Genomic DNA, 12901 nt, shown 5'->3' on the forward strand with positions numbered 1-12901 from the left:
CTGGGCGGGCGAGTGCGCCCGCCGCACGGGCCTGCTGCTCCTGCCTCCGTCCCGCTCCACCCGCGACCGCCGTCCGCGCGCCAGACAGTGCGGGTCTTATGTCGAGAGGCCCTAGAGGCGACCGGCGATAGTCGGCACCTGCGGCTGCACCAGCCTCTGGCTCGGAGTCGTGTCGAGCCTCCCTCAACCAACTTCTCTTGAGGCTCCACCTCTGCCTGCCAGGTCTGAGCCCCGGTCGAGCGGTACCTCGGGAGCAGCGCCGCGACCAACCGTGCTAACTCCAACGGGTCAGAGCCCTTGCCTCAGGCGGGGACGCTCCGGCTTCAGAGTGACGAAGACCCGGCCGTGCGGGTGCAGGCCGGTCTCGTGCTCGGGGTGGGGAGCTGCCATCCCGCGTAGGGCGACGGCAGACGGGATGACAGCGGGGCTAGCAGCAGGATGGCGGGAGGCCGTCAAGACAAGGCCTTGCTCTCACCAGCCGAGGGCGACAGACCCACATCTTCAAGATCCAAGACCGAGAGGAGAGGAGCAGCAATGCCCAGCTTCACGGCAGATTGGTGGATCGCCTCTCTCACATACGGGCGCATCACTGGAGTCGCGATGACGGCAGCAAAGCGCTTCGCAATTGCAACCGGGATGCGAACAGGCTCTGGCGTGCGGAACACAGCAGCCACGTCGGCAATCATCCGCCCTTCCGACGTGACCACTACGGCGCGTGTCCGCACCGCCAAATGCTTCCCGTCCGTCCGCTGCATGAGCTGGATGTCCGCCTGGTCATCGCCAACCCCATCTTCTGGATCAGCCGACGGCTGCTCAAAGCCATCGGACCTGCGTCCGCTCACCTCGTAGTAGACGATGTCGATCAGCTCAGCGATCTGTTGCAACTCCTCGAACGAGGAGACCGCACGTACTGAGCTTGCGCTCATGCGGCACCACGCTGAGTGCGCGCCACCGGTACAGACTCGGCACTGTGCGCCAGCGGCTCCCAGGAAGAGGTGCTCAGCGGCGGCTCTTCTACCACGTGAGCCTTGGTTGCAATCGCCATTCCGACCGCTCTGGCATAGCGCATAATCGTAGACAGCCTGGGATCCCCCCCTAGCCGCTCAAAGTCCGAGACTGCGGACTGGGTTGTCTCCATCGCTTGCGCGACCTGCTTTTGAGTGATCCGACACGCCTTGCGATGCCTGACCAAGGTCTCGACAAGCATCATCACCGCGTCAGTATCACTGGCTGCGGCGCCCATCTGTGCGTCATCGAGGTCGAGGCCAAGCAGCCCTGCCAGGTGCTCGTCCATAGCGCTCCTTCCCTGGCTACCGAGTATCGCTCAGGACCGATATCACTTCAACGCTTCGACAGCAGAGTCGTCACCACTTTGTCTGGTTTGCCACTCAGACAGCCGTTTACGCGCAGTGTCGATATCGCCAGGATCGGTTTTGATCCCCTGCGTCGACTTCTTGTTGACGAACTTGAGCGCCAGCAGAAGCGGCCCAGCGCCCTCGATTTCGCTGTAGAACAGACGGAAGATGCGCTCACCGCAGTTGAGCCGCAGCTCCCACAGCCCCTCGCCCAACGACTTGCGATCTTTAGGCAACAGCTCGTTCGCGGCCGCCCGCTCCATGATCTTCTGCAGACGGACAAGCTCGTGCCGCCTCAAACCGCACTTGGCGATCTCTTTCTGGACCACATCCGCTTCCACCGATGACCGGTAGAGCTCCCACTTCTTCGTGGCCATCAGCCCCTCCCATGCCTGGCGCGCCATCGACCCTACCGTGCACGCTCGGGACATAACAGAGGGTGATGCTCTTATATCCAGAGATGCGCACCGAGCGCGAGGGCACCCGCGCCTCACGGGCGCGGGCGGAGGAACAGAGTCTGACCGCCGCGGCCATGCGTATCCGGCCTCCCGCTCCGCCTGATTGGCTGATCGAGCACGGGATCGATGTTGCCGGGCGCCCATCCGCACCCACGTAGGAAGCTGCTGGGACGCCCGGTCTCGCTGCCTGCCAGTCGAGCGGGACACCGCCCACCGGGCCTCGCCGAAGGGCGTTGAGGTCTGCATCCACTGTCCGCCGGACAGTGCGCTCGGGGTGCTGGACTGAAGGCGGAGCGGCAGGCTGGGGGCATGTCGGACGAGACGGAGATAATCGTGCACCCGGTGTCACCGCAGGGCGGCCGCAAGGTCACGGTGCATGCGCTCGGGGTGGACGCGGACCTCGGCCGTGCGCACACCCCCAGGGATGTTGCCGAGTTCCTGCGTCGCGCCGGCCTGGAGGACGTGGACCTGAGCGAGGACGGGCCGATCACCTGGGAGGGCGGCGGGCCCGACGTGTGGAAGCGCCCCGACGCTTGAAGGCCACAGGTGGGGCGCGGGGAGCCAGTCGGGGAGCCACCGGAGGCAGCACAGGGCGGATCTGCCTGGACTGTCATGGACGGTGGGGAGCCAGAATCCTTGGGGTGCGAGGGTTCCGCAGCGCCGGTTCCTGAGGCCCCTCTTACCTCGACCTTAAGGGGACCCTAAAGATCCGCTCCAGGGGGGTCGAGGAGGCAAAAGGCGTGGTGCGGCGGGCTAGCTTGGCCGGGCCAGGACAGGAAGGGCCCGCCGGGCGCCGCCGGGGGGCGGCGCACCGCGGGGTCCGCTTCCGCCGGCACGCCCCTGCCTTGTGCCCGAAGGAGATCAACCATGCCCGCACGCCGCCGTACCGCCGTCACCCTGACCCGTATCGCCTCCGCCGGTCTCGCTCCGCTCGCGCTGGCCGCGTACGCGGCGGTCCCCGCGGTCGCGCACGGCTCGATGACGGACCCGGTCAGCCGGGTGGCGGCGTGCTACGCCGAGGGGCCGGAGTCCCCGAAATCGGCGGCCTGCAAGGCGGCGGTCGGGGCCGGCGGGGCGCAGGCGTTCTACGACTGGAACGCGGTGAACATCGCCAACGCCGCCGGGAACCACCGCTCGTTGATCCCGAACGGACAGCTCTGCTCGGCCGGCAACGACAAGTACCGGGGCCTGGACCTGGCCCGTGCCGACTGGCCGGCCAGCCCGATGTCCGCCGGCGCGCACACCTTCCGCTACAAGGGCACCGCCCCGCACAAGGGGTCCTTCGAGCTGTACGTGACGAAGGACGGCTACGACCCGGCCAAGCCGCTGAAGTGGTCCGACCTGGAGCCCGCACCGTTCGCGAAGGCCACCGACCCCGGCATGCAGAACGGCGACTACGTCTTCTCCGGGACCGTCCCGAACAAGTCCGGCCGCCACCTGATCTACAGCATCTGGCAGCGCTCCGACAGCCCGGAGGCCTTCTACACCTGCTCGGACGTGGTCTTCGGCAAGGACAACGGCGGCAGCGGTACCGGTGCGCCTGCGACCACGGCGCCCAGCACCCGGCCGAGCACCGGGCCCAGCACCGGGACGGGCACCAAGCCGTCCGACAAGCCCGCCGACAAGCCTTCGGCCCCCACCGACGAGCAGATCGCCGGCGGCGCCGACAAGTCCTCGGTGGAGCACAACGGCCACGGCGACAACGACCCGAAGACGAACAGCGCGGCGGGTGCCCCGCTCGCGGCCGGGTCGTCCTCCTCACCGTCCGGGGCCGCCAAGGAGAACCTCGCGGAGACGGGCGGCAGCAGCGCCACCCCGACGATCGCGATCGCCGGGGCCGCCGCCCTGGCCGTCGGTGCGGCGGCGCTGTTCGCAGCCGCCCGCCGCCGCACCGCGCGTACGGTGACGGGCCGCCACGGCCGCTAGCCGGTCGGGACCGCCCGTGCCTCGGTCAGTTGAAGACCGAGGCGCAGGTGGTCCGTTCGGCGTGGGACGGGTCGAGGGCGTTGACCGCCTCGTGCCAGGCGATCCGGTCGGTGAGCCCGATCGTGACGTGCTCCGAGAGGTCCAGGACGCACAGGTCCTGGAGGACGACATTGCGTACGTTCGGCCCTTCCAGGAAGGCGCTCCGGTACGGCGTCACCACCTCGTCGTACTTGGTCGCGATGACCGTGTACTTGACGCCGGGCACGGTGTCCCCGCCCTCGTTCAGCTTCTGCTGGAAGGGGGATCCGGCGATCTGGTCGGCGAGGCCCGGGGTCGCGGTGCTGATCAGGTCCTCGGCCCCGGGGAAGTACGGCAGGAGCTTGGTGAACCCGAGCAGCGTGGTGCCGTGGTTGTCGGGGGCGAGCCCGACCAGCGCGTTGACCTTCGAGGCGCCACCGAGGAACTTCAGGTAGTAGCGGGGCATCATGCCGCCCTGCGAGTGCCCGATGATGTCGGTCTTCGCGGAGCCGGTGGCGGCGAGCACCCGGTTGACGAAGACGTCGAGCTGCCCGGCGGACTTGTCGATGGGGCCGAGCCCGTTGAAGAAGGGCACGCCGGGCAGTTGGCCGTAGTCGAGGGAGTAGACGCAGTACCCGCGGTGCACGAGGTACGGCGCGAGGCCGAGCCAGTTGTCGACGGAGTTGCCGAAGGTGCCGTGCACGAGCACGACGGGGCGCGGGTGCGCGGCGGACGGCTTGCAGGACCAGTTGTTCCAGCCGCTGCTGGGGGCGGACGCGGCCTGCGCCGCGCCGGTGGGGGCGACGAGTGCGGCGGCGGTGAGGGTGAGGACGGCGAGCGGGCGGAGCAGGCGTCTCCAGGGCAGCATCGTGTGATCTCCTTGCGGGTCGACTCAAGGGGATGAGCGTGGGGATTCGTCCCGTGATCCGGATCACAAGGGGAGCTGCTGCCGCTAAATTACGGGTGAGTAGGAACACAGGGAAGTTACGCGTCGGTAAAAAATCGCGCGTCGCCCCGCCGACTCCCTGTAAACGGCCCGACGGACCGTCAGGCGGCCAGCGTGCCGCGGGCGATGGCCTGCGGGCCGAAGCGCGCGCGGACCCGGTCCGTGACGGCCTCCAGGCGGCGGGCCTTCTCGTCCTCGGGGTCCAGACTGAGCTGCCGCGCGGCCCGTTCGGCCGAGGTCAGGTCCTCGGCGCGCAGGGACAGCGCCCGGACCCGGGCCCGCTGCAGGCCGAGGCCCGTGTAGAGGGCGTAGGCCGTGGCGGTCAGGACGGCCGAGTGCGCGGTGGGTTCGGCCAGGGTGCGCGTCCGGGTGAGCGTGGTGCGGTCGGCGCAGCGGACGGTGAGCGAGAGGGCACGGCAGACCTGCCCGCGGCCCTGTTCTTGTGTACGAAGCTTCGCGCCGAGCTCCTCCGTCAGCGAGAGCAGCGCCCGCCGGTGCCGTGCGGGATCCAGCTCGTCCAGATCGAAGAGCCGCTCGGCGGCGATGGCGCGGGCGGCGGCTCCCGGCCGGACGGGGGTCCGGTCGATCCCGAGGGCGCGCTCGTGCACCTCGCGGCCGAGCCGGGCGCCGAGGATCCGCCGCAGGGCGGCGGGCGGGGCGGCGGCGACCCGGCCGACGGAGTCGAGGCCGTAGGAGCACAGGGTGCGGGCGGCCTTCGGCCCGACCCCGTCGAGGACGGTGACGGGTTCGCCCGCCAGGAACTCCCTTACGGCGGCGGGCTCCCCGGGGATCACCAGGGTCCCCCCGGGCCGGGCCGCGCGGGCCGCGGCCCGGGCCAGCATGGGGTTGCCGGCCACGCCGACGGTGGCGTCCACGCCGTACAGGGCGAGGGCCCGGACCCGGATCACGGCGGCGAGCCGGGTGGCGTCGCAGTCGAAGTAGCGCAGCGCGCTCCGGACATCGGCCAGGACGGTGTCGGGTGGCAGCGCCTGCACGGCCGGGGTGATCCCGCCGAGCAGCGCCAGCACCCCGGCGTACTCCGGCGCCCCGAGCGGGCCCCCGTCGGCGGAGTGCGGGCGCAGGCACATCACGACCCGCTCGGCGGTGGTCATCCCGCGCTCCCCGGGCTGGAGTGCCACAGCTTGCGGCCGGTCGCGGGGCCGGTACCGGGCGGCTGGAGGTCGGCCCAGGGGTTCATCTCGTACCCCGTGGACATACGGATCCTGCGGCCGGGCGCCTTCGCCCCCGGCTCCCCGTCGACGCCGCCACCGTCGCCGCCCTCGGCCGTGCCGTCCCCCGGGGAGGCCGGCTCGGCCGGCTCCGCGAGGCGGGCCGCGACCGCGTCCAGGCCGCCCGCCGCCCGCAATTCCACCAGCTCCGCCAGGTTCCACGCCGCCGCCCCGACCACGCTCAGGCTCTGCGGGCCCCGCCGCTGCACGACACCGCGTACCAGCAGCAGGAAGGAGTGGAAGACGGTGTGCGCGCAGCGCTCGTGGCTGTCGTCGAAGAAGGCCAGGTCGACCAGGCCCGTCCCGTCGTCCAGCGTCGTGAAGATGACCCGCTTCCCGGAGCGGATCGGCGGGGTCTGAGTGGCCGCCTTGGCCCCCGCGACGAGTACGGTCTGCCCGTGCTCGGTGTCGCGCAGCCGGCGCGCCGGGGTCACTCCCAGCTCGGCCAGGAAGGCGTGGTGGTCGCCCATCAGGTGCCGCGAGGCGTCCATGCCGAGGACGCCCAGCTCGGCGCTGAGCCGCTCCGCGTCGGTCAGGTCGGGCAGTCCCACGGAGGCCGTGGATCGGCCTCCTTCCAGCGGGAGTTGGGGTCCGCGCACACCTGCGGCCCGCTGCGCGCCGTGCAGTTCGGACACGTGCAGCAGCAGGTCCCGCCGGTTGGCGCCGAAGGCGTCCAACGCCCCGACCTGCGCGAGCCGTTCGGCGACCGGGCGGCCCGGGTGGGCGCGGTCCCAGAAGTCGCGCAGGGAGGCGTAGGGCTGCCCGGACTCGATCCGGTCCGCCTCGGCCCCGCTGATGCCGTGGACGTCCGACAGCCCGAGCCGCAGCCCCCACGCCCCTCCGATATCAGACACCAGTTCGATCCGATGGGCGGCCGCCGACCGGTTCACGTCCAGCGGCAGCACCGGCACGCCCCGCCGCCGCGCGTCCGCCAGCAGCAGCCGCTTCGGGTACATCCCCGGGTCATGGGTGAGCAGGCCCGCGTAGAAGGCCGCCGGGTGGTGCGCCTTCAGCCAGGCCGACTGGTACGTGGGCACCGCGAAGGCCACCGCGTGCGCCTTGCAGAAGCCGTACGAGCCGAAGGCCTCCACGATCTCCCAGGTCCGGCCGATCACCTCCACCGGATAGCCGTGCTCGGCCGCCTTCGCCGCGAACCAGACCTTGATCCGCGCCTGCGACTGCGGGTCGGACAGCCCGCGCCGCACCCGGTCCGCCTCGTCGCGGCCGCAGCCGGTCATGACGTGCACGATCTCGATGATCTGCTCGTGGAAGACCACCACCCCGTACGTCTCGCGCAGCGCGTCGGCCAGGTCCGGATGCGGGAAGCGGACCGGGGCCCGCCCGTGCCGGGCCTCGATGAAGGGCCGCACCATGTCGGCGGCCACCGGCCCCGGCCGGAACAGCGAGATGTCGACGACCAGGTCGTGGAAGGTGGCCGGCTGCAGCCGCCCCACCAGGTCCCGCTGGCCCGGCGATTCGATCTGGAAGCAGCCCAGGGTCTCGGCCGAGCGGATCAGTTCGTACGTCGCCCGGTCGCCCGGCGGCACCTGCGCCGGGTCGTCCAGGTCGAGCTCCCGCCCCGTGCCCCGCCGGATCTCCGCGACCGCGTGCGCCATCGCGGACTGCATCCGCACGCCCAGCACGTCCAGCTTGAGCAGCCCGAGCTCCTCCACGTCGTCCTTGTCGAACTGGGACATGGGGAAGCCCTCGCCGCTGGTGGGCACCACCGGCGTACGGGCAAGCAGGGAGTCGTCGGAGAGCAGCACCCCGCACGGGTGCATGGCGATCCCGCGCGGCAGCGCGTCCAGCGATTCGACGAGCTCCCACAGCCGCCCGTACGACTCCCCCCGTACGTCACGCAGTTCGGGCAGTTCCTGCAGCGCGGCGCGGGCGTCGCGGGCCCGGATGTGCGGGAAGGCCTTGGCGAGCCGGTCGGTGACGGCGGGGTCCATGGACAGGGCGGCGCCGACATCGCGGATGGCGTGCCGGACCCGGTAGGTCTCGGGCATGGAGACGGTGGCGACGCGCGCGGTGCCGAACCGGTCCATGATCCGCCGGTAGACCTCCAGCCGGCGGGCGGACTCCACGTCGATGTCGATGTCGGGCAGGACGCGCCGCCGCTTGGAGAGGAAGCGCTCCATCAGCAGGCCGTGGGCGACGGGGTCGGCGTGCGCGATCCCGAGCAGGTGGTTGACGAGGGAGCCGGCGCCGGAGCCGCGGGCGGCCACCCGGATACCCATCTCCTTCACGTCGTCGACTACTTGAGCGACCGTCAGGAAGTACGAGGCGAACCCGTGGTAGGCGATGATGTCGAGCTCCTGGTGCATCCGCTCCCAGTACACGCGGTCGCCCGCGTACCCGCGCAGCACCATGCCCGCCGAGGCCCGGGAGGCGAGGACCCGCTGGGCGCTGCGGTGGGCCGCGCCGACGAGCCGGGCCTCGGGGAAGTGCACGGAACCCATGCCGAGGTCGTCCTCGGGGTCCACGGAGCATGCCTCGGCGGTACGCCGGGTCTCCGCGAGCAGCCGTCTGGCGTCGGCGGGACGCAGGCCGGCCGCCTGCGTGATCCGGTCGGCGGCCTCGGCCATGGCGGCGGGGTCCTTGAGCCAGCGCTCGCCGCTGTCGAGCGGGTACGCCGGGTTACGCGGGTCGATGGGGACCAGGCGGCGGGCCGCGTCGAGGATGTCGGCGACCGGGCCCTGAACGGGGTCGGCGTAGCGGACGGCGTTGGTCAGCACGGCCGGGACGCCTTGCTCAGCAGCGAAGCCGACGGTACGGGCGGCCAGCCGGAGCGACCCGGGCCCGGTACCGGTGCGGCCGTGGTGGACGGCCTCCAGGCGCAGGGAGTCGCCGTAGACCTCCCGCCAGGGTGCGAGCAGCCGGGCGGCCCGGTCGGGGCGGCCCGCGGCGAGCGCCCGCCCCACCTCGGAGTCGGGCCCGAGCAGAACGAAGACGCCCTCCCCGCGCAGGGCACCCCAGGGTACGAGCGGAACCTCGGCGGCCCCCGCGTGGGCGGCGGTGACCATCCGGCACAGCTCGGCCCACCCGGCGGCCCCGTCCCGGGCCAGGAAAACGGCCCGTGCGGCGGACTCGTCCACGAAGGCCCCTCCCTTGACGGGGGTGCGCCGCCGGTACGAGGCCCCGCCGGGCCCGCCGTCCGCGCCGGCCCCGGTCGAGCCCCCCGGCCCGGCCGGGCCCGCCGCCGGCGATACGGCCATGTCCACTCCGAACAGCGGCCGGATGCCCGCCCGCGCGCACGCCTTCGCGAACCGCACCGCACCCGCCAGGGTGTCGCGGTCGGTCAGGGCGAGGGCGTCCATGCCCCGCTCTGCGGCACGTTCCGCCAGCCGTTCCGGGTGCGAGCCTCCGTAGCGTATGGAGAACCCCGAAACGGTGTGCAGATGCGTGAAACCAGGCACCCGCGGCCTCCTGCTTCGCTCGAATGAACACCTCCCCCGCTCTCCACCATAGAGCAATTCGAATACCCGTGCGAAACACTTGTTCGATCACCCACTCGACCGTGTGCCCTGCGGGCGGCTCGGCCGGTGTGGTGGCCGGTGTGGTGTGCCGGGCGCTGCCCGGACCCGCGCCTCAAACGCCGGCGAGGCTGAATGTGTGCGGGCCTGTCGGCCCGGGTCGGTGCGTGGTGCCGAGCCGAGGAGACCCTCCTGCGGGGCACCGACCCACCCCACCGAACCCCGCCGAGTACGGACCACCCTGAGCCTCGCCGGAGATTGAGGCGCCCCCCTGGACAGGGCACGGCCGCACACCCCAGAGCCCGCCCGCAGCGCACCCGGCGCCCCCGGACAGGGCAAGCCCAGAGGTACTGGCCGAAGCGCCGGCCGGTCGGGGTCAGGCCCGGTGGACCACCTCGCCCGCCACCACGACCGTCTCGGCGACCGTGCCCGGGATCTCGTCCGCCGGGACGGTGAGGATGTCCCGGGACAGGACCACGAAGTCCGCCGCCTTGCCCACGGTCAGCGAACCGCGCTCCTCCTCCAGGAAGTTGGCGTGGGCCGAGCCCATCGTGTAGCCGTACACGGCCGTCTCCACGTCCACCGTCTCGGCCGGCTGCCAGGCCGGGCCGCCGCCGGACAGCGGGCGGCGCGTCACCGCCGTGTAGATGCCGACCATCGGGTCCATCTCGGCCACGTTCCAGTCGCTGGAGAACGCCAGCACCGCACCCGCCTCATGCAGGCTCCGCATCGGCCAGGCCTTGTGCCAGCGGTCCTCGCCCACGTTCTCCGCCCAGTCCTGGCCGGGTCCCGCGATCTCCGGGGCGCAGTGCCTCGGCTGCATGCACGCGATCACGCCGAGCTGCGCGAAGCGCGGTACGTCCGCCGGGTCCAGGCACTCAACGTGAACCACCTGGTGGCGGGCGTCGCGCGGGCCGTTCAGCGTCCGCGCGTGCTCCACCGCGTCCAGGACGGTCCGGATGCCGCGGTCGCCGGTCGCGTGCACGAAGCACTGGAAGCCCCGCGCGTCCAGTTTCGCCAGCAGGTCCGCGAACTCCTCCGCCGGGTAGAAGGTCTCGCCGCGGTGCGCGCCGCAGCCGGTGTACGGCTCCAGGAGGGCGGCCGTACGCGGTTCCACCACGTCGTCGATGTAGAGCTTGAGCGGGCCGACCCGCAGCCGGTCCCCGGCGAACCGCCGGGCCGTGTCCGCGAATTCGTCCAGGTCGGCGTCGCCGGTGCCGCGCGGATGGAACAGCGCCGCGACGATCCGGGAGCGCAACCGCCCTTCGGACCGGGCCCGTTCGTAGAGTTCGAGGTCGTCGAGGGAGTTCTGCGGCTCGACCACCGTGGTGATGCCGAAGCCGATGGCGTCGTCGAGGCTTTTGGCGAGCCGCCCGTACTGCCGGTCCGGCGAGGCCCACGGCACGCCCAGCTCGCGCAGGGCGCGGTGTCCGTCGCGGGAGAGTCCCTTGATGGCGAAGTCCTTGATGAATCCGGTGGGTTCACCGGTTTCCGGGTCCACCGCGGCCGCTCCGAAGGCGAGGTCGGTGCGGTCCCGGGAGACCCCGAGCCGCCGCATGGCCGCCGTGTTCAGCCAGGCCGTGTGCACGTCGTACGAGAGCACGATCGCCGGGGTGTCCCCGGTGACGGGGTCCAGGTCGGCGGCGCACGGCATCCGCCCGCCGGGGATCGCGGAGTAGTCGAAGGCCTCGGCCTCGATCCACCCGGCGTCCGGGTTGGCTTCCCGCCAGGCCAGGATCCGCTCGTGGATGCCCTCCAGGGTGCGCACCCCGGCGAGCTGGACGCAGTCGGCGTCGGAGCCGAGCCGGACGTGGTTGTGGGCGTCGATGAAGCCGGGCAGGACCAGCTTGCCGCCCGCGTCGATCCGTTCGGTGTCCGGTCCGGCCCAGGCGGCGGCCTCGGTGTCCGGGCCGACCCAGACGATCAGTCCGTCGTGGACGGCGAGGGCCTCGGCGGCGGGCAGGTCGGGATCGACGGTGTGGATCCGGGCTCCGGTGAGCAGCAGGTCGGTGGGGAAGGGGTGGCGTGCCATGCGGGGGGTGCTCCCTTGCGTGTGCGGTGTGCGGTGTCGGTCAGGCGGCCGGGGCGTACGCCGCGACCCGGCGGCGGGTGAGGGCCCAGTAGGTGAGTCCGGAGACGACCGAGCCGAGCAGGGTGAGGTCGGCCCCGCCGAGCGGGGCGACCAGCGGCCCGGTCCACAGCTCGGAGTCGCAGGTCAGGGCGGCGAAGGCCATTCCGCTGAGCAGGGCGGTGATGCCCGCCGAGTGGTAGCCGGAGCGGTACCAGTAGGCGCCCGCGCTCCCGGCGTGCAGGGCGTCGGCGTCGTAGTGGCAGCGGCGCAGCAGCATGTCGGCGAGGAAGACCCCGCCCCAGGGGGCGAACACGATGATCAGCAGGGAGAGGAAGGAGAGCAGGGAGGTGGTGAAGTCCGTGAGGAAGAGCGCGGCGAGCGAGCCGAGGGCGGTGACGCCGGCGCTGATCACGATGGCCCGGGAGCGGCTCCACGGGATGCCGAGGACCTGGAGGTTCAGGCTGGAGGAGTAGAGCGTGATGATCGAGTTGGTGACCGAGCCGCCGAGTACGAGGGCCAGGAAGAGCGGCTGGAACCAGCCGGGGAGCAGGCTCTCGGCGCCGGCGACGGCGTCGGTCATGTCCGTCTGGGTGGCGGCGGCGACGCCCGCGACACCGAGGGCCACGGAGGACAGGAAGCCGCCGAGGGCGCCCATCCAGGTGATGGACTTCAGCGAGGTGGTCCGGGGCAGGTAGCGGGTGTAGTCGGCGGGCATCGGCAGGTACGAGAAGGGGCCGGCGAGCATGACGACGAAGGCGAGGCTCCAGCCGGAGAGGCCGGGTGCGGCGGCGGCCGGGGCGGCGGTGTCGGTGCCGGGCAGGACGAAGAGGAGCAGGACACCGAAGCCGGCGGCGAGTACGTAGGCCATCCAGCGCTCGGCGAACTGCACGGTGGCGTGGCCCCACATGGCGACGGCGAAGGTCAGCGCGAGGGTGACGAGGAGGGCGACGGCACGGCCCGCGGTACCGCTCTGCCAGCCGATCTCGGCGAAGAAGACCTCCAGCGCGAGGGTGCCCACCACGGTGTTGACGATGGTGTAGCCGATGCTCACCACCCAGTTGAGGACGCCGGCCGGGAAGTTTCCGCGCACACCGAAGGCGGCGCGGGAGATGACCAGGGTGGCGGTGCCGGTGCGGATGCCGCTGAGTCCGGCGGCGCTGATGGCGAAGAAGGACAGCCCGCCGATCACGACCACGGCGGTGGCCTGCCAGAAGGAGAGCCCGAAGGCGACGGCGAGGGCGCCGTTGATCACGTAGGTGAAGGTGAGGTTGGAGCCGAACCAGAGCCAGAAGAGGTCCTTGGCGCTGCCGTGGCGCTCGGCGTCGGGAATCGGGTCGATCCCGTGTGTTTCGACCCGGAACACCTCGTCGACGTCGGCTGTCTCCTGCTGCCCCATGGTGGACCCCTGACTTGAACGATCTT

11 protein-coding genes are annotated in these 12901 nt (G+C 71.8%); 3 read left to right on the forward strand and 8 right to left on the reverse strand.

Going from position 1 to position 12901, the window contains the following annotated elements:
* Positions 1–452: 452 nt before the first annotated feature.
* From ACIQZO_RS29435 to ACIQZO_RS29445, 3 genes are read right to left on the reverse strand one after another with little or no spacing between them, the layout of a single operon-like run.
* On the reverse strand, positions 453–926 hold the full coding sequence (locus tag ACIQZO_RS29435; RefSeq protein WP_403631625.1) for a hypothetical protein: 474 nt from the start codon (positions 924–926) through the stop codon (positions 453–455).
* Complete coding sequence (locus tag ACIQZO_RS29440) at positions 923–1294, reverse strand: helix-turn-helix domain-containing protein (protein WP_403631627.1); 372 nt, start codon at positions 1292–1294, stop codon at positions 923–925. The genes ACIQZO_RS29435 and ACIQZO_RS29440 overlap by 4 nt, the downstream gene beginning before the upstream one ends.
* 42 nt (positions 1295–1336) lie before the next feature.
* Positions 1337–1732, reverse strand: a complete 396-nt coding sequence (locus tag ACIQZO_RS29445) for a type II toxin-antitoxin system RelE/ParE family toxin (RefSeq protein WP_403631629.1) — start codon at positions 1730–1732, stop codon at positions 1337–1339.
* Between the two features lie 184 nt (positions 1733–1916).
* On the opposite strand from ACIQZO_RS29445, the gene ACIQZO_RS29450 reads away from it, so the two are divergent.
* The 3 genes from ACIQZO_RS29450 (at position 1917) to ACIQZO_RS29460 (ending at position 3739) form a co-directional block, all read left to right on the forward strand.
* Positions 1917–2099, forward strand: coding sequence for a DUF6233 domain-containing protein (locus tag ACIQZO_RS29450; RefSeq protein ID WP_403631631.1), 183 nt, complete (start codon positions 1917–1919; stop codon positions 2097–2099).
* A gap of 23 nt (positions 2100–2122) precedes the next feature.
* Positions 2123–2350 (forward strand): hypothetical protein, encoded by a 228-nt coding sequence (locus ACIQZO_RS29455; protein WP_403631633.1) that lies wholly within the window; start codon positions 2123–2125, stop codon positions 2348–2350.
* 330 nt (positions 2351–2680) lie between these two features.
* A complete protein-coding gene (locus ACIQZO_RS29460; protein ID WP_403631636.1) occupies positions 2681–3739 on the forward strand; it encodes a lytic polysaccharide monooxygenase in 1059 nt (352 codons plus the stop codon).
* Positions 3740–3764: 25 nt separating this feature from the next.
* Here ACIQZO_RS29460 and ACIQZO_RS29465 read toward each other — a convergent pair whose 3' ends face one another.
* From ACIQZO_RS29465 to ACIQZO_RS29485, 5 genes are all read right to left on the reverse strand, one after another.
* Entirely contained in the window at positions 3765–4625 is an 861-nt protein-coding gene (locus ACIQZO_RS29465; protein ID WP_403631638.1) for an esterase/lipase family protein, read from the reverse strand.
* 179 nt (positions 4626–4804) lie between these two features.
* Positions 4805–5815, reverse strand: coding sequence for a hypothetical protein (locus ACIQZO_RS29470; protein ID WP_403631640.1), 1011 nt, complete (start codon positions 5813–5815; stop codon positions 4805–4807).
* A complete protein-coding gene (locus tag ACIQZO_RS29475; protein WP_403631643.1) occupies positions 5812–9351 on the reverse strand; it encodes a DNA polymerase III subunit alpha in 3540 nt (1179 codons plus the stop codon). Before ACIQZO_RS29475 ends, ACIQZO_RS29470 begins: the two co-directional genes overlap by 4 nt.
* Positions 9352–9784: 433 nt before the next feature.
* Positions 9785–11440 (reverse strand): amidohydrolase, encoded by a 1656-nt coding sequence (locus ACIQZO_RS29480; protein ID WP_403631646.1) that lies wholly within the window; start codon positions 11438–11440, stop codon positions 9785–9787.
* Positions 11441–11480: 40 nt separating this feature from the next.
* The gene (locus ACIQZO_RS29485) at positions 11481–12875 is read right to left on the reverse strand and encodes a purine-cytosine permease family protein (RefSeq protein ID WP_403631649.1); all 1395 of its coding nucleotides are present in this window, start codon (positions 12873–12875) and stop codon (positions 11481–11483) included.
* Positions 12876–12901 lie beyond the last annotated feature (26 nt).

Origin of the sequence: Streptomyces sp. NPDC097617 (assembly GCF_044761485.1) — a bacterium.
Lineage (GTDB): Bacteria > Actinomycetota > Actinomycetes > Streptomycetales > Streptomycetaceae > Streptomyces.

What these genes read in the sequence shown, in the direction of transcription:
- ACIQZO_RS29435 (WP_403631625.1), bottom strand. Translation starts at nt 926, where the DNA reads ATGAGCGCAAGCTCAGTACGTGCGGTCTCCTCGTTCGAGGAGTTGCAA.
- ACIQZO_RS29440 (WP_403631627.1), bottom strand. Translation starts at nt 1,294, where the DNA reads ATGGACGAGCACCTGGCAGGGCTGCTTGGCCTCGACCTCGATGACGCA.
- ACIQZO_RS29445 (WP_403631629.1), bottom strand. Translation starts at nt 1,732, where the DNA reads ATGGCCACGAAGAAGTGGGAGCTCTACCGGTCATCGGTGGAAGCGGAT.
- ACIQZO_RS29455 (WP_403631633.1), top strand. Translation starts at nt 2,123, where the DNA reads ATGTCGGACGAGACGGAGATAATCGTGCACCCGGTGTCACCGCAGGGC.
- ACIQZO_RS29460 (WP_403631636.1), top strand. Translation starts at nt 2,681, where the DNA reads ATGCCCGCACGCCGCCGTACCGCCGTCACCCTGACCCGTATCGCCTCC.
- ACIQZO_RS29465 (WP_403631638.1), bottom strand. Translation starts at nt 4,625, where the DNA reads ATGCTGCCCTGGAGACGCCTGCTCCGCCCGCTCGCCGTCCTCACCCTC.
- ACIQZO_RS29470 (WP_403631640.1), bottom strand. Translation starts at nt 5,815, where the DNA reads ATGACCACCGCCGAGCGGGTCGTGATGTGCCTGCGCCCGCACTCCGCC.
- ACIQZO_RS29480 (WP_403631646.1), bottom strand. Translation starts at nt 11,440, where the DNA reads ATGGCACGCCACCCCTTCCCCACCGACCTGCTGCTCACCGGAGCCCGG.
- ACIQZO_RS29485 (WP_403631649.1), bottom strand. Translation starts at nt 12,875, where the DNA reads ATGGGGCAGCAGGAGACAGCCGACGTCGACGAGGTGTTCCGGGTCGAA.